Origin of the sequence: Enterobacter sp. ODB01 (genome assembly GCF_001623605.1) — a bacterium.
Taxonomy (GTDB): Bacteria; Pseudomonadota; Gammaproteobacteria; order Enterobacterales; family Enterobacteriaceae; genus Enterobacter; species Enterobacter kobei.
Map to the genome: position 1 here is coordinate 247,029 of NZ_CP015227.1, position 16,530 is coordinate 263,558.

Annotated in this window: 15 protein-coding genes; 6 read left to right on the forward strand and 9 right to left on the reverse strand. The window is 55.2% G+C overall.

The genetic code is table 11. From position 1 onward, the window contains the following. Nucleotides 1-22 precede the first annotated feature (22 nt). Nucleotides 23-1,336 (reverse strand): glutamate/aspartate:proton symporter GltP, encoded by a 1,314-nt coding sequence (gene gltP, locus A4308_RS01170; protein ID WP_014882165.1) that lies wholly within the window; start codon nt 1,334-1,336, stop codon nt 23-25. 423 nt (nt 1,337-1,759) lie between these two features. On the opposite strand from gltP, the gene acs reads away from it, so the two are divergent. The 3 genes from acs (at nt 1,760) to actP (ending at nt 5,816) form a co-directional block, all read left to right on the forward strand. Then, nucleotides 1,760-3,718, forward strand: coding sequence for an acetate--CoA ligase (gene acs, locus A4308_RS01175; protein WP_023331810.1), 1,959 nt, complete (start codon nt 1,760-1,762; stop codon nt 3,716-3,718). Nucleotides 3,719-3,855: 137 nt separating this feature from the next. Further along, nucleotides 3,856-4,170 (forward strand): DUF485 domain-containing protein, encoded by a 315-nt coding sequence (locus tag A4308_RS01180; RefSeq protein WP_063308450.1) that lies wholly within the window; start codon nt 3,856-3,858, stop codon nt 4,168-4,170. Continuing rightward, the gene (gene actP / locus A4308_RS01185; RefSeq protein WP_014882162.1) at nt 4,167-5,816 is read left to right on the forward strand and encodes a cation/acetate symporter ActP; all 1,650 of its coding nucleotides are present in this window, start codon (nt 4,167-4,169) and stop codon (nt 5,814-5,816) included. The genes A4308_RS01180 and actP overlap by 4 nt, the downstream gene beginning before the upstream one ends. Nucleotides 5,817-5,848: 32 nt before the next feature. Here actP and A4308_RS01190 read toward each other — a convergent pair whose 3' ends face one another. Together A4308_RS01190 and A4308_RS01195 are read right to left on the reverse strand one after the other, a co-directional pair. Next, nucleotides 5,849-6,538 carry an LrgB family protein gene (locus tag A4308_RS01190; protein WP_014882161.1) on the reverse strand — a complete coding sequence of 230 codons (690 nt, stop codon included), beginning with the start codon at nt 6,536-6,538 and terminating at the stop codon, nt 5,849-5,851. Beyond that, nucleotides 6,531-6,941, reverse strand: coding sequence for a CidA/LrgA family protein (locus A4308_RS01195; RefSeq protein ID WP_014882160.1), 411 nt, complete (start codon nt 6,939-6,941; stop codon nt 6,531-6,533). The genes A4308_RS01190 and A4308_RS01195 overlap by 8 nt, the downstream gene beginning before the upstream one ends. Nucleotides 6,942-7,043: 102 nt before the next feature. Here A4308_RS01195 and A4308_RS01200 point away from each other — a divergent pair, with 102 nt between their 5' ends. Beyond that, nucleotides 7,044-7,931 carry a LysR family transcriptional regulator gene (locus A4308_RS01200; protein ID WP_014882159.1) on the forward strand — a complete coding sequence of 296 codons (888 nt, stop codon included), beginning with the start codon at nt 7,044-7,046 and terminating at the stop codon, nt 7,929-7,931. Nucleotides 7,932-8,012: 81 nt separating this feature from the next. Here A4308_RS01200 and A4308_RS01205 read toward each other — a convergent pair whose 3' ends face one another. From A4308_RS01205 to soxR, 4 genes are all read right to left on the reverse strand, one after another. Then, nucleotides 8,013-9,659 carry a Na+/H+ antiporter gene (locus tag A4308_RS01205; RefSeq protein ID WP_023336607.1) on the reverse strand — a complete coding sequence of 549 codons (1,647 nt, stop codon included), beginning with the start codon at nt 9,657-9,659 and terminating at the stop codon, nt 8,013-8,015. 150 nt (nt 9,660-9,809) lie between these two features. Then, entirely contained in the window at nt 9,810-11,159 is a 1,350-nt protein-coding gene (gene ghxP, locus A4308_RS01210) for a guanine/hypoxanthine transporter GhxP (RefSeq protein WP_014882157.1), read from the reverse strand. A gap of 295 nt (nt 11,160-11,454) precedes the next feature. Then, the gene (locus A4308_RS01215) at nt 11,455-12,126 is read right to left on the reverse strand and encodes a glutathione S-transferase family protein (RefSeq protein WP_023336606.1); all 672 of its coding nucleotides are present in this window, start codon (nt 12,124-12,126) and stop codon (nt 11,455-11,457) included. A gap of 381 nt (nt 12,127-12,507) precedes the next feature. After that, entirely contained in the window at nt 12,508-12,966 is a 459-nt protein-coding gene (gene soxR, locus A4308_RS01220) for a redox-sensitive transcriptional activator SoxR (protein ID WP_014882155.1), read from the reverse strand. Between the two features lie 98 nt (nt 12,967-13,064). Between soxR and soxS the strand changes: the two genes are divergently transcribed. After that, a complete protein-coding gene (gene soxS, locus A4308_RS01225) occupies nt 13,065-13,391 on the forward strand; it encodes a superoxide response transcriptional regulator SoxS (RefSeq protein ID WP_008503387.1) in 327 nt (108 codons plus the stop codon). Nucleotides 13,392-13,397: 6 nt separating this feature from the next. On the opposite strand, the gene A4308_RS01230 is transcribed toward soxS, so the two are convergent. Next, nucleotides 13,398-14,963 carry an EAL domain-containing protein gene (locus A4308_RS01230; protein ID WP_023336605.1) on the reverse strand — a complete coding sequence of 522 codons (1,566 nt, stop codon included), beginning with the start codon at nt 14,961-14,963 and terminating at the stop codon, nt 13,398-13,400. A 526-nt stretch (nt 14,964-15,489) separates the two neighbouring features. Between A4308_RS01230 and A4308_RS01235 the strand changes: the two genes are divergently transcribed. Beyond that, nucleotides 15,490-15,771: a YjcB family protein gene (locus tag A4308_RS01235; RefSeq protein ID WP_014882153.1), complete on the forward strand. Its 282-nt coding sequence runs from the start codon at nt 15,490-15,492 to the stop codon at nt 15,769-15,771. Nucleotides 15,772-15,830: 59 nt separating this feature from the next. On the opposite strand, the gene ssb1 is transcribed toward A4308_RS01235, so the two are convergent. Beyond that, nucleotides 15,831-16,358 carry a single-stranded DNA-binding protein SSB1 gene (gene ssb1 / locus A4308_RS01240; RefSeq protein WP_014882152.1) on the reverse strand — a complete coding sequence of 176 codons (528 nt, stop codon included), beginning with the start codon at nt 16,356-16,358 and terminating at the stop codon, nt 15,831-15,833. Nucleotides 16,359-16,530: the final 172 nt, after the last annotated feature.

Here is a 16,530-nt window from a genome sequence, read left to right on the forward strand (position 1 = left end):
CAGCGCCACCGGGCATAAGATGTTACCGATCGGCCGTCTTATCAAAACGCCCCAGCACCTCGCGTTCATACGCCAGCGCTTTTTTACGGTCGAATTTGTGTTCCCACTTGGCGATAACCAGCACCGCCAGGGCATTCCCCACCACGTTCAGCGCCGTACGCGCCATATCGAGGATACGGTCGACACCGGCGATAAACGCCAGACCTTCCAGCGGAATACCCACGCTGCCCAGCGTCGCGAGCAGCACCACGAACGAAACGCCCGGTACGCCTGCAATACCTTTAGATGTCACCATCAGGGTCAGCACCAGCACGATCTCCTGCCACAGCGACAGGTCAATGCCATACAGCTGCGCAATAAAGATAGCGGCGATACTCTGGTACAGCGTTGAACCGTCCAGGTTGAAAGAGTAGCCGGTCGGCACCACGAAGCTGGTGATAGAGGCAGGCGCACCGTAAGCCTCCATCTTCTCAATAATGCGCGGCAGCACGCTCTCAGAGCTTGCCGTGGAGTACGCCAGAATCAACTCATCTTTCAGGATACGGATCAGGATCCAGATGCTCAGCCCGCACAGGCGCGCCACAATGCCCAGCACCACCAGCGCAAAGAACAGGATGGCGAAGTGCACCAGGATCACCAGCTTCGCCAGCGGCCACAGGGAGGCAAAGCCGAAGTTTGCCACGGTCACCGCAATCAATGCGAACACCCCAACCGGCGCGTAGCGCATCACCATGTGGGTCACTTTGAACATGGTTTCGGAGATAGAGCGGAAGACGGTGACCAGCGGTTCACGGTGCGTGGCAGGCAGCGAGGAGAGCCCCAGGCCAAACAGCACCGAGAAGAAGATGATCGGCAACATCTCGCCTTTCGCCATCGATGCCACGATATTGGTCGGCACCAGTGAAAGGATCGTGCCCATCAGGCCGTGCGCATGGCTCTGCACTTCCGCCGTTGTGCTTTGGTATTTCGAAATATCCACCGTGGCCAGCTGCGACATATCGATCCCGGAACCTGGCTGGAACACGTTTGCCAGGGTAATCCCCAGAATAATCGCAACCGTAGTGATCACTTCGAAATAGAGAATGGTTTTCGCACCGATACGGCCTAACTGTTTCGCGTCACCGACCCCGGCAATGCCGACCACCAGCGTCGAGATCACAATCGGCACCACGATCATCTTGATCAAATGAATAAAGATATCGCCCGCCGGGGAGAGCAGGTTGGCAATCAGCCATTCGCGGCTGTCGCTATGATAGTGGAGATAACTGCCCAGCAAGATGCCCAGCACAAGGGCTAGCAAGATCTGCCAGGCCAGGCTGACTTTAACGTTTTTCATAGAAACTGACTTCCTCAATGAAATCTCCGCACCAGCAAAACTGCATGAATATGGAGACATACTGAAAGGGTATGAATTGTGTTGCGTTGGTTTATGGGATTTTTTAACGCGGCGTATGAGTATCATTTGCGCGACCTGTTGCGCAAGCCTTAAAGAACGACGCATTTCACTGGAAAATGACGGTATAACGCGAGTTTGTCATTATCCTGATAAATAACCATTTGTTATAAAAACGCTTTTTTAAATCTAAATGCGAATAATCGTCAGGCTGAATTATTTCCCTTCAAAGTTTCATTCGCTCGTTTTTCAACCTCTTCAAACAATGCGTGATCTGTAGCCCAAATAATAAACAAAGCTTGTAAAGCCCCTACTATTAACGTTTTTGCGACATATTATTAACATCTTACAAGGAGAAAAAAAGCCATGAGCCAAATACATAAACACGACATTCCCGCAAACATTGCGGACCGTTGCCTGATCACCCCGGAGCAGTACCACGAGAAATATCAGCAATCAGTTTCCCACCCTGACGCCTTCTGGGGCGAGCAGGGACACATCCTTGACTGGATCAAACCTTATCAGAAGGTGAAAAACACCTCCTTTGCGCCCGGCAACGTCTCCATTAAATGGTATGAAGATGGCACGCTGAACCTGGCGGCGAACTGCCTGGATCGCCATCTTGCCGAACGCGGGAATGAAACCGCCATCATCTGGGAAGGCGACGATGCCTCACAGAGCAAACACATTACCTATAAAGAACTGCATCGCGACGTCTGCCGTTTCGCCAACGTCCTGCTGGAAAAAGGCATTAAAAAGGGCGATGTGGTGGCTATCTATATGCCAATGGTGCCGGAAGCCGCGGTTGCTATGCTGGCCTGCGCGCGTATCGGCGCAATTCACTCGGTTATCTTCGGCGGGTTCTCGCCGGAAGCCGTTGCAGGCCGTATTGTCGATTCCAGTTCAAAACTGGTGATCACCGCCGATGAAGGCGTGCGCGCCGGACGCGGTATCCCGCTGAAGAAAAACGTCGATGAAGCGCTGAAAAACCCGAATGTCAAAACGGTCAGTAACGTTATCGTGCTGAAGCGTACCGGCGGCAAGATCGACTGGAACGAGGGACGTGACCTGTGGTGGAGTGACCTGATCGAGAAAGCGAGTGACCAGCATCAGCCTGAAGAGATGAATGCTGAAGACCCGCTGTTCATTCTTTACACCTCCGGTTCAACCGGTAAACCGAAAGGCGTGCTGCACACCACCGGCGGTTATCTGGTTTATGCGGCCACGACCTTTAAATATGTTTTCGACTACCACCCGGGCGACATCTACTGGTGTACCGCCGACGTGGGCTGGGTGACCGGGCATAGCTACCTGCTCTACGGCCCGCTGGCCTGCGGTGCCACCACGCTGATGTTTGAGGGCGTGCCAAACTGGCCGACCCCGGCGCGTATGTGTCAGGTAGTCGACAAGCACCAGGTCAACATTCTCTACACCGCGCCAACGGCGATCCGCGCGTTAATGGCGGAAGGCGATAAGGCCATCGAAGGCACTGACCGCTCTTCGTTGCGCATCCTCGGTTCCGTGGGTGAACCCATTAACCCCGAAGCCTGGGAGTGGTACTGGAAGAAAATCGGCAATGAAAAATGCCCGGTGATGGACACCTGGTGGCAGACCGAAACCGGCGGCTTCATGATCACCCCTATGCCTGGCGCCACACAGCTGAAGGCCGGTTCTGCCACGCGCCCATTCTTCGGCGTACAGCCTGCGCTGGTGGATAACGAGGGCAACCCGCTGGACGGGGCCACCGAAGGCAACCTGGTGATCGTCGACTCGTGGCCAGGCCAGGCGCGTACCCTGTTCGGCGACCACGAACGCTTTGAGCAGACCTATTTCTCGACCTTTAAAAACATGTACTTCAGCGGCGACGGCGCGCGCCGTGATGAAGACGGTTATTACTGGATCACCGGTCGCGTGGATGACGTGCTCAACGTTTCTGGCCACCGTCTGGGGACGGCTGAAATTGAATCGGCGCTGGTGTCGCATCCGAAAATTGCTGAAGCCGCCGTTGTCGGGATCCCGCACAACATCAAAGGCCAGGCGATTTACGCTTACGTCACGCTGAACCACGGCGAGGAGCCATCACCCGAGCTGTACGCCGAGGTGCGCAACTGGGTACGTAAGGAGATCGGCCCGCTTGCTACGCCGGACGTGCTGCACTGGACCGACTCGCTGCCGAAAACCCGCTCCGGCAAGATTATGCGCCGTATCCTGCGCAAAATCGCGGCGGGGGATACCAGCAACCTCGGTGATACCTCAACGCTCGCGGATCCTGGCGTGGTGGAAAAACTGCTCGAAGAGAAGCAGTCCATCGCAATGCCTTCCTAGTTTTTTCTCCCTCTCCCCGTGGGAGAGGGCCGGGGTGAGGGCATCAGACCGCACCTTCCTCTCCCCTCACCCTAACCCTCTCCCCAAAGGGGAGAGGGGACTAAAAACAAACCAACCTTACCTTTGGAGACTCTGTGATGAATGACCATATTTGTCAGCAGATAGAGAATAGTGCGCACTACAGGGAGCTCGTCGAAAAACGGCAACGGTTTGCCTTCATCCTTTCTTTCATCATGCTGATTATCTACGTCGGCTTTATTATGCTGATCGCCTTTGCTCCGCACTGGCTGGGCACCCCGCTGCACGCGGGCACCAGCGTCACGCGCGGCATTCCTATTGGCATTGGCGTGATTGTGATCTCCTTCTTACTGACCGGCGTGTACGTCTGGCGCGCGAACGGTGAATTCGATCGTCTCAACAGAGCGGTACTGCAAGAGGTAAAAGCATCATGAAGCGGATCCTGACGGCGCTTGCCGCCACACTTCCTTTTGCCGCCCACGCGGCGGATGCCATCACCGGCGACGTTCAGCGCCAGCCGACTAACTGGCAGGCGATTGTGATGTTCCTGATTTTCGTCCTGCTGACCCTGTACATCACTTACTGGGCGTCGAAGCGCGTGCGCTCCCGTAATGATTATTACACCGCGGGCGGCAACATTACCGGTTTTCAGAACGGGCTGGCGATAGCGGGCGACTTTATGTCTGCCGCCTCGTTCCTCGGGATCTCCGCGCTGGTTTATACCTCCGGCTACGACGGCCTGATCTACTCCCTGGGCTTCCTCGTCGGCTGGCCGATCATCCTGTTCCTCATTGCCGAGCGCTTGCGCAACCTCGGGCGCTATACCTTCGCTGACGTGGCCTCCTATCGCCTGAAACAGGGGCCTATTCGCACCCTCTCCGCCTGCGGTTCGCTGGTGGTGGTTGCGCTATACCTGATTGCGCAGATGGTCGGGGCAGGTAAATTGATCGAACTGCTGTTCGGTCTGAACTACCACATCGCCGTGGTACTGGTTGGCGTCCTGATGGTGATGTACGTCCTGTTCGGCGGCATGCTGGCGACCACCTGGGTACAGATTATCAAAGCGGTCCTGCTGCTGTTCGGCGCCAGCTTTATGGCCTTTATGGTGATGAAGCACGTCGGGTTCAGCTTCAATAACCTGTTTACCGAAGCGATGGCGGTTCATCCAAAAGGAGAGGCAATCATGAGCCCGGGCGGGCTGGTGAAAGATCCGATATCCGCACTCTCCCTCGGTCTCGGCCTGATGTTCGGTACCGCGGGCCTGCCACACATTCTGATGCGTTTCTTCACCGTGAGCGATGCGCGTGAAGCGCGTAAGAGCGTCTTCTACGCCACCGGCTTTATGGGTTATTTCTACATCCTGACCTTTATCATCGGCTTTGGCGCGATCATGCTGGTAGGGGCAAACCCGGCGTTTAAAGACGCGGCGGGTGCGCTGATTGGCGGCAACAACATGGCGGCGGTGCATCTGGCCGACGCGGTGGGCGGTAACCTGTTCCTCGGCTTTATCTCTGCCGTGGCCTTCGCCACCATCCTTGCCGTAGTAGCGGGACTGACGCTGGCCGGTGCCTCTGCGGTCTCGCACGACCTCTACGCCAACGTGTTCCGTAAAGGGGCAAGCGAACGTGACGAGCTGAAAGTCTCCAAGATCACCGTGCTGGTGCTGGGTGTGGTCGCCATTTTGCTCGGTATTCTGTTCGAGAAGCAGAACATCGCCTTTATGGTGGGGCTGGCCTTCTCGATTGCGGCGAGCTGTAACTTCCCGATCATCCTGCTCTCCATGTACTGGTCAAAACTGACCACCCGTGGGGCGATGATTGGCGGCTGGCTGGGGCTGCTGACGGCGGTGATCCTGATGATTCTGGGCCCGACCATCTGGGTACAGATCCTCGGTCACGAAAGCGCCATTTTCCCGTATGAGTATCCGGCGCTGTTCTCGATTGCCGTGGCGTTTATTGGTATCTGGGTCTTCTCGGCCACCGACAACTCGCCGGAAGGTAACCTGGAGCGTGAGAAATTCCGCGCCCAGTTTATTCGCTCCCAAACCGGCCTGGGCGTTGAACAGGGCCGCGCACACTAAGCCTTTCTCCCCGGTCTCTCAGGCCGGGGAGTTTAAAACATCACCCATGCCACCAGCGGTGCGATAAGCACCATCGTCACGCCAGAGAGCATCATCACCAGACTTGCCACCACGCCTTCCTGCTGACCCAGCTCATACGAACGCGCCGTACCTGCGCCATGAGACGCCGCGCCAAACCCTGCCCCTTTCGCCATCCCCTCCCGAATAGAAAGCCGCAAAAAGAGCATATCGCCCACCGCCATGCCAAAGACGCCCGTCACGACCACAAACAGCGCCACCAGATCCGGCTGCCCGCCAAGCGGTTTAGCCGCTGCCAGCGCAAACGGCGTCGTCACCGAACGCACGGCCAGGCTGCGCTGAATTTCATCGGGCAGCGTAAACAGCCGCGCCAGCCAGACCGAGCTACACACCGCCACCACCGTGGCAGTCAGAACGCCTGCGCTGAGCGACATCCAGTGGCGTTTAATAATATTCAGGTTGTCGTACACGGGAACGGCAAAGGCGATGGTGGCCGGGCCGAGCAGCCACAGCAGCCAGTGGGATTCCCCAATGTAGTTCTGCCAGGAAATATGGCCGAAGACCAGCATGAGCACCAGCAGGATGGGGGTGAACACCAGCGGCATGAGCGGCAGCGCGCGAAAGCGGCGGTACAAACGCTTGTTGGCAAAGTAGATTACGATGGTCGCAATCAGACACAGCACGCTTATCTGAACGTTAGTCATGCTTCTGCCTGCTGATTTCAAAGCGATAGACTTTATCCACCACCCAGGCAGTGGCGCCCAATACCATCAGCGTACTCAGGGCGATAACCGCGAAGATGCGCCAGCCGTCGACCATCAGCAGCTGGGCATAGTTCACCACCGCGACCACCGCAGGCACGAAGAACAGCAGCATCTCCGCCAGCAGCCAGCGCGCGCCGGCTCGCACCCAGCTAAGGGGCAACGCGCGACAGAGGATCAGCGTTAGCATTAGCACCATCCCGACCAGATTGGCGGGTAAAGGCAGGTGCAGCCAGTCGACAAGATATTCCGCGAAAACAAACAGTCCGGCATAGAGCAGTACCTGAACCGGTACCTGGAGTCGTTGCACAACGGCAGGCGTAACACGACTTAACGCCACGGCCATGGGGGTTTTCCTCAAAATTGAGACGAGGCGCCAGTATAGAGAGCGCACGTCAGGGACAGAAATGAATTAAAATCATCGAAGGTATAGTTTCGAGGAATAATCATGGACATAAGAACGCTGCGCTATTTTGTCGAGGTGGTTCGCCAGCAAAGTTTTACCCGCGCAGCGGAGAAGTTGTTCGTTACCCAGCCGACCATCAGCAAGATGCTGAAAAACCTTGAGGACGAGCTGAACTGTACCCTGCTGCTTCGTGACGGACGCAAGCTGCTGCTGACGGATACCGGGCGCGTGGTCTTCGAGCGCGGGCTGGCGATTCTGGCTGAGTTCCGCCAGCTTGAGGCTGAGCTTGCGGATATCAACCACCTTACCAAAGGGCTATTACGTCTTGGCATTCCGCCGATGGTCGGCATGATGATGGCCGGGCCGATTAGCCTCTTTCGTCAGCGCTACCCCGGCGTTGAGCTAAAAATTTCTGAATTTGGCGGCCTGACCGTCCAGCAGGCCGTGATGAACGGCGAGCTGGATGTGGCGATGACGGCCCTCCCCGTAGAGGAAGAGAGCGGTCTGGCGACGCTGCCGCTGTTCAGCCATCCGCTGTGCGTTCTCGTACCGCGCTCCGGTGACTGGCTGAAAATTGACTCGGTGAAACCCGAACTGCTCGGCGAACATCCGTTGCTGATCTACAACGAAGACTTCGCCTTAAGCCGCCAGCTGATGACGCTGTTTAACCAACATAATGTGAAGCCACGCATTGCGGTGCGCAGCGGTCAGTGGGATTTTCTGGCCGCGATGGTTCAGGCTGGCGTGGGGATTGCCATTCTGCCGCAGCCGATTTGCGAGCGGCTGGATAAAAATACGCTTCGCTGGATCCCGCTGGAGAGCGAGCTGCACTGGCAGTTAGGGATGATCTGGCGTGAAGGGGTGTATCTGTCGCATAGCGCGCAGGCGTGGCTGGAGTGCTGTAAGGGGTTTTGGGTGCAGTCTGAATAGTGCCGGGTTGCGGCTTCGCCTTACCCGGCCTACGATTCGAATGTAGGCCCGGTAAGCGCAGCGCCACCGGGCAAAAGCGCGCTACTGATTCTCTATCAACAACGCTTCCAGCAAATCCAGATCGTGCAACAGCTTTTGCAGCGTCTCGTTGCTGATCTGCCGCGTGGCGCGCAGATGGTACAGCTCGGCACGCTCTGAACGCAGCGCCGCCAGGCGGAACCGGCGTTCCAGGTTTTCCTCCTGCAGCGAGCTTTCCACGTCATTACGTCCGTCAGCCCGACGGCGCAGGTTACCAATCACGCGGGAACTCACTTCCGTCAGCAGCTGATTATCGATGTTCTCGTCTGTATCCGCCGCCAGACGCTCTTCCATTTTCTGAATAGCGACTATCGCCACTTCGGCGGTAGCCGCACGCGCAATACGCTCCTCTTTATGCTGTTGGGTCGAATCCCCGGCGTCAATGTGCTGCAGTAAAATCGGCAGCATCACCACGCCCACGAACAGCGAGAAGAGGATCACGCCTGCCGCCAGGAACACCAGCTCGTAGCGCGCCGGGAAGACATCGCCCGTCGGCAGCAGCAGCGGAATAGAGAGCACACCGGCAAGGGTGATCGCCCCACGCACGCCAGCGAAAGAGGCAATCAGCAGCTCGCGTGTGGTCCAGGAGCCAAACTCCATCGGCTTTTTCGTCAGGAAGCGCACGCTGAATTTCTTCATCGTCCAGAGCCAGCCAAAACGCACCAGCATCAGTGCCATGTAGATCAGCACGATGTCGGTAAACAGCATCCAGACTTCAACGTTCGGATCGGCCTCTGCCGCAATCAGCGAGGACTCCATAATGCCCGGCAGTTGCAGGCCCAACAGCAGGAATACCATGCCGTTAAACACAAATTCCAGCATCGCCCAGGTGCTGTTGGCACGCAGACGCATTGCCAGCGGCGCGCGGCGCATCACGCCGGAGCGGGTAATGGTCATCCCTGCCGCTACCGCCGCCAGAATGCCCGATACGCCAATATGTTCGGCAATCAGGTAGGAGGCAAACGGCAGCAGGAACAGCAGTACGATTTGCGTGGCGGGTTCATCACCGCCCCAGCGGCTGAGGAAGCGCAGGGAGCGACCATACAGCCAGCTCACTACAAAGCCCGCGAGGATACCGCCAATCGCCACTTTGAAGAATTCCAGCGTCGCGCCGCCAATGGTAAAGACCATCGTCCCCATGGCAACCGCCACGGCAAACTTCAGGGCGACCAGACCAGAGGCGTCATTCATCAGCGCCTCGCCCTGCAAAATCCCCATGATTTTCTTCGGAATACGACCTTCACCCACAATGCCGGAAAGCGCCACGGCATCGGTTGGCGAGAGCACGGCGGCCAGCGCAAAGGCGGGGATTAACGGGATACCCGGTACGGCCCAGTAAATCAGGAAGCCAATCCCGACGACGGTGACGACGACCAGCGCCAGCGCCAGGCCGAAGATCTCTCGCCCATGCTCAAGGAATTCGCGCGTGGGCGTTTTCCAGCCATCAGCAAACAGCAGTGGCGGAATAAACAGCACGAGGAACAGGTCGGGGTCAAATTCCACGTGCAGGCCAAACGTCGGCCACGCCAGCAGCGCGCCGATGGCAATTTGCATTAATGGCAGGGGGACCTGAAAGGGCAGTACGCGTGTAACCACCCCGGATAATGAGACCACAAGGGTCATGATGAGTATTGTGAAGAAGATTTCCATGCGTTCCCTGTTTGCTGTGTTACTTATGTACTACGGAAGGCGTCGTGCCTTTTATTCTATCTTCTTCAGAGTAACGCAAAAGGCAACGGGATGAGCTCTGAAAATAAAAACGGGCGGCCTGAGCCACCCGTTTTCGCATCAATGGACAACTTAGATGGCCCAGCCGCCTGCGTAGAATGCCACCAGCGCAACGGCGATCACCACGGTGCCGATGTTCAGCTTGCGCCATTCACCAGAGACCAGACGACCAATGACCAGCGACGCGAAACCGATCATGATGCCGGTCACGATGTTACAGGTCAGCACGATAAACACGGCGGTAATCAGGCCAGACATGGCATCCACGAAATCCGCAAAGTCGATCTTCGCCACGTTGCTCAGCATCAGCAGGCCGACATACATCAGCGCTGGCGCGGTCGCGTAAGCCGGTACCAGATAAGAGAGCGGAGAGAGGAACAGGATCAGCAGGAACAGCACGCCGACGGTGATGGCCGTCAGGCCGGTTTTACCGCCTGCTGCCGTGCCCGCTGCGGACTCGATATACACTGCCGCAGGCGCTGCGCCCACCAGTCCTGAGAAGACGCTGCTCAGGGAGTCAGTCGTCAGGGCTTTGCCGCCATCAATAATCTGACCGTCTTTATCCAGCAGGTTAGCCTGACCGGCCACCGCGCGAATCGTACCGGTTGCGTCAAACACGGCGGTCATCACCAGTGCCAGCACGCTTGGCAGGATTACCGGGTTAAGCGCACCGACGATATCCAGGCTGCCAATCAGAGAATTGCCCTTGTCATCGCTCAGCGACGGCATGGCGAAAATACCGGAGAAGTGGACGTTCGGATCGAAAATCAGGCCGACAATGGATACACCGATAATGGTCAGCAGAATGCCGCCCGGCACTTTCAGTTTTTCCAGACCGATAATCACCGCCAGACCGATCAGCGACATGATCACCGGGAAGCTCGCGAAATGCCCCAGCGCCACCGGCAGGCCGTCCAGCGGGTTCTTGATCACCAGGCCCACGCCGTTAGCGGCAATCAGCAGCAGGAACAGACCGATGCCGATACCGGTGCCGTGCGCCACGCCCTGCGGCAGGTTGCGCAAAATCCAGCTACGAATGCCGGTAGCAGAGATAACGGTGAACAGCACACCCATCAGGAACACGGCGCCGAGTGCGACCGGTACGCTGATCTGCTGACCCAGCACCAGGCTGAACGCGGTGAACGCGGTCAAAGAGATGGCGCAACCAATCGCCAGCGGCAGGTTCGCCCACAGCCCCATCACAATGGAGCCCACACCGGCTACCAGGCAGGTCGCGACAAAAACAGCTGCTGGCGGGAAGCCCGCTTTACCCAGCATGCCCGGCACAACGATGACGGAGTAAACCATCGCCAGAAACGTTGTCAGACCGGCAACAACTTCCTGACGCACGGTGCTGCCGCGAGCCGAAATTTTAAACATGGCGTCAAGTGAACCGCCGGTACGCGCAGATGGCGTAGACATAGAAAACATCCCCTGAGAGTTTTTATAGAACGTTCATAAGCGTGGTGGAGACGCCACTGCCAGCTAATACGTCAAATCCTTGTTTTGCGTTTGCGACGAAAGGGCGTCACAAAAAAAGCAAACGTTTAGCTCCGCGCTTAAAAACGGGTGGTCAAATTAAGGCAAACGATTATCCAGCCTAAACACCGCCCTTTTCAACTGAACTTTATCGTTTTTCACTAAAATTCGCTTATGACGCTGAAGAAATAAACAGAGGATGCGCAAACGTTATCGTCTATGCGCAATTTGTTTACATTTAATCCTCACCCGGGATGGATAATGGCCCACCCTGTTCCAGGGTTCGCCTCCAGCCGGGACTGTTATCGACCTTTTGCTTCCAGGCCTCAATATGCGGCAGATTGTCGATGCCCCCACGCGCCAGCAGGGCAAAGATCGGGAAACTCATCTGAATGTCGGCCATGCTGAGCGCGTCCCCGGCAAACCAGCTGTTTTGAGCGAGATGCGAATCAATAAAGCGCGCATGCGTTTCCAACTGGGGATTGAGATACGCTTTCTGCACCCCCTTACCCAGCGCCTTGCCCAGGAGTCGGATGCCTGGCGGCACGGGCGGCTTGCCGAGGCTGTTGAAAACCAGCTTCATTAACAGCAGTGGCATCAGCGATCCTTCCGCGTAATGCAGCCAGAAGCGGTATTGCACCTTATGCGCCGGATCTAACGGCTTAAGGCGCGATTCGGCATCATAGGTTTCCTGGAGGTACTCCAGAATGGCACCCGATTCCGCGAGGATCAGTCCGTTATCTTCGATGATGGGTGATTTGCCCAACGGATGCACCTTTTTGAGAGCCTCCGGCGCCAGCATGTTCTTTTCGCGCTGGTAGTGAACGATCTCATAAGGCAGGGCGAGTTCTTCCAGCGCCCAGATCACACGATGTGAGCGCGACTGGTTAAGGTGATGTACCGTGAGCATGGTCTTCTCCTGTGATTCATACTTTTTAACTATAGAAAATTGAACAACACCGCGAAAAAAATTCGGCTAAAAACCGGTCAGCGACGCTGGCGAAAAAACGGGGCTTGCATAGAATTAAAGTGTCAGCACAATCCGGAACCTCACCAACCAGCTCGACACGAGGGGTGCTGATGTCGGGGGAAACCCTCCCGTGAACCAGCGGGATAGAGAGAAAGACAAAGACCGGGAAAAACTAAAGCGCCCTTAGTGGCGCTTTAGTTCTTTATAGGGTGCGTGTGTATGCCGGGTGGCGGCTGCGCCTTACCCGGCCTACGTTCGAGAATGTGGTTTTTGTAGGTCGGGTAAGGCGCAGCCGCCACCCGACGCGCAGGCCGCAGAGACTTACTCCTCCTCCAGCAGCCGCGCCCCTGTCCCCTGCTCGCCCAGCCTGTCGCCAGGGTTCCGCAACGGGCAGTCGCTGCGGGACAGACAGCCGCAGCCGATACAACCGTCCAGTTCATCGCGCAGCGCAACCAGCGTATGAATACGTCTGTCCAGCTCTTCACGCCACTGGGAGGAGAGCTCTTTCCACTCTTTCGGGCTCAGCGTGTGGCCCTCCGGCAACACCCCAAACGCCTCACCTATCGTCGCCAGGGGAATGCCGATTCGTTGCGCAATTTTGATAATCGCCACATAACGGAGAACGTCACGGGTATAGCGGCGCTGGTTTCCGCCGTTACGGATGCTTTTAATTAACCCTTTGCTTTCATAGAAGTGGAGCGCCGATACCGCAACACCGCTTCGCTTTGCCACTTCGCCAGGGGTTAAAAGCGCTTTAATACGCGGCAATCTCTTTTCCATAAAACCTCTTTACCTCAAGTTAACTTGAGGAATTATACTCCCCCGCAGAGAAAACGACGAATCAACCAAGAAAGTTGTATCTACAGAGGGGCAACCTTATGTCGCATCAGCAGATTATTCAGACACTTATTGAATGGATTGATGATCATATCGATCAACCGTTGAACATTGATGTGGTCGCTAAAAAGTCGGGCTATTCGAAATGGTATTTACAGAGAATGTTCCGCACTGTTATGCATCAAACCCTGGGTGAGTACATTCGTCAGCGCAGATTACTGCTGGCGGCGCAGGCGTTACGCTCAACGCAGCGACCGATTTTTGATATCGCGATGGATCTTGGCTATGTGTCGCAACAAACCTTTTCCCGCGTGTTTCGCCGCGAGTTTGACCGTACGCCGAGCGACTATCGCCACCAGTTGAATTAATCACCCTTAGTGCAAAGGTTGCTGCTGCCAGGTCATAAATTCCTGGGGCGGCATCGCTTTCGCGAAGTGCCATCCCTGACAGAACTGGACGCCACGCTTCAGCAACCAACTCACCTGCTCTGCCGTTTCGACCCCTTCCGCAATGGTTTTAAGCCGCAGGCTTTGCGCCATCTCGATAATATGCTCGGCGATCAGGTGGCTGGTGCTGTTGGTCGTTAGAGTATCAATAAACGATTTATCGATCTTCAGAATGTCGACGTTCAGCGAATAGAGGTTGTGCAGGTTCGAGTAACCGGTCCCGAAATCATCGATCGCCACTTCATAACCCGCCTGCCGGAAAGCCTGAATCACCGGAGTGGTTTTGGGCACATCAATGAACCCACGTTCCGTCACTTCGATTTTGATTTGCTGGGCACGGACGGCATAGTGGCGCGCCTTGTCAGAAATCATGGCGATCAGCCGCGAGGAGTGGAAATCCGTGGCCGACAGGTTAATTGAAATATAGAGATGCGGATGCTCAGCCAGGAAATGACCCAGATCGCTGAATACCTCCTCAACGACATAATCCGTAATCCGCTCGCTCATTCCCTCTTTTTCAGCCAGCGGAATAAACTCAGCCGGACTCATCACCTGCCCGTTGAAACCCGGCCAGCGCAACAACGCCTCTGCCCCCACGCACTGGTTGTTCTTGATATCAATAATCGGCTGATAGTGCAGGCAAAGCTGTCGTTTGTGCAACGCCCGATGCAGCAACCGCCCTGGCGAATTAAGCTCGCGGTGCGTCCGCGACCATACCAGCAAAATAATAATGCTGCAGATCATCCCCAGCGGCAGCGTCAACGTCGCCTGATGGTAGAGCGTTTCGTAAAAACGCTTATTTGACGTCGACACGATAGCGGCAATAGGCCGTTTCGGTGATTTCACGACGGTATAGAAACGGTTATCTTTTTGAAATACCGATTCCTTATCCTGAATCATCGAATTTAATAAAGAAGGATTAGCTTTCTGGCTAACGGAAAAGAATGCATTGGTTACCGTGTCGTACACTCCCCAGGAGAGAGAATGATCGGTAGACATCACTTCGCTGTAAGAAAGCGGATTGACCACCACGACATAATTTCCACGCTGCATATATGTCATTTTATAGCCAGTATAAAATGGCGTGTCGCGAAAATAATAGATAGCGATGTCAGGTTTACGGGTGTAATTGGCAATCGGGATCGCGTAAGGTTGGTCCGGCGTAAAAACGGTTGAACAAAGAAAATTCTGACCTTCTGCATAAATTAAATCAGCGACAAACAGGCGGCCACGCACAACGTTCAACATATATTGGCGATGTTCCGGTGTACAAAGTTTACCCTGATATTTTTCGGCCTCGTCCCGGGCCAGATCAACTTGTTGAATAACCAGTTCTGTTTTGTCTAAAGCCAGTTCAGCAAATGTACGGAGCTGAGCGCTTGTTTCCGACACGGCTCTTAGCTGGGCAAACCATAGGGCAAGCATCACCGGCAGCATAACTACCATGATGATCCCTACTACCCTGAGCATTTTGCGCCGCGCGCTACGATTCATTTCCCGCCCTATATCCCTGCATGTTGTACGCCTGTAGTAATGAAGGCCGGATGCTTTGTTAAACAGGTGATTACGTTGCATGAATCATGCGAAGTTAGCAACTGACTTTTAGTATTAAAAATCTTAAATTTCGTTATGACGATAATATTTTCCCGTAAGCTAAACTGTAAGTATTCGTTCCGTTTCAATTAAGGGAAATAATTATCCAGCGAACATGTGGGGTTTGAAGATAACACAACAGAGAATCGATGTTTTATAAATGCCCGGCTATTACCCCATTATTTTCTGGATGAGCAAAAAATAACGTGCCACTTATAAAAACAACGTGGCTGGCCCATCGTGTGTCCGCTCAGCAGGTATCGGGACCCAGGTACCCGGCACCATCACCTTTTTTGCGTAATAAAATCCCCATTTTGAACGCTCAGACGCTGGCGAATAAATCAACAAATGTGATATAGTTCACACATATTCTGTAACGAGAAACACCGTTTCATTCAGTTCGTCTGTTTTGTAGAGGATGGGTTCTATGGCAACCATTACTACCAGCATGGTTCTCCTGCGCTGGCCTTTGTTGAGCGCGGTACTGATGTTTTTAGCCAGCACGCTGAACATTCAGTTTCGTAAATCTGACTACGCGGGTCTTGCGGTCATCAGCACTCTGCTGGGACTTGGCGCGGCTTGCTGGTTCGCAACGGGCCTGTTGGGCATCACCCTGCTGGATATTGCCGCTGTCTGGGAAAATATTAAAGTCGTGATGGTAGAGGCAATGAGCCACCAGCCACCAGACTGGCCAATGGTGATTACCTGATTCCTGTATAAACAAAAAACCCAGACGATGTCTGGGTTTTTTGTTTGAGCATCCGTTGATCAGAACGGGATGTCGTCGTCGAAGTCCATTGGTGGCTCGTTAGACGGTGCCGGAGCAGACTGCTGCTGCGGACGAGACTGCGCGCCGCCACTGAACTGGTTGCCGCCCTGTGGCTGCTGAGGCTGACCCCAACCGCCCTGCTGCTGCTGACCGCCACCTGCTGGCGCGCCACCGCCCTGACGGCCGCCCAGCATCTGCATGGTACCGCCAACGTTTACCACAACTTCGGTGGTGTACTTCTCAGCGCCGGACTGATCGGTCCATTTACGGGTGCGCAGCTGGCCTTCGATATAGACCTGAGAACCTTTACGCAGATACTCACCGGCAACTTCTGCCAGTTTGCCAAACAGCACCACGCGGTGCCATTCAGTCTGCTCTTTCATCTCACCGGTCGCTTTATCACGCCAGGATTCGGAAGTAGCCAGCGTAATGTTGGCAACTGCGCCACCACTCGGCATGTAGCGTACTTCCGGGTCCTGGCCCAGATTACCGACGAGAATCACCTTGTTTACGCCTCTGCTGGCCATGTTCGTGTCTCCTGAATACGTTTCTTAATAGTGTAAACGCGCGAGTGTACCATTTCCAGACGCCACTTTGATAGTTGCGTAGTATCTTCCAGAGTTCGCGCGCGAACTGAACATTGTTACACAGCGAATCAGAAAATGCATTCCAATACTGTATATTCAAACAGGTTAAATT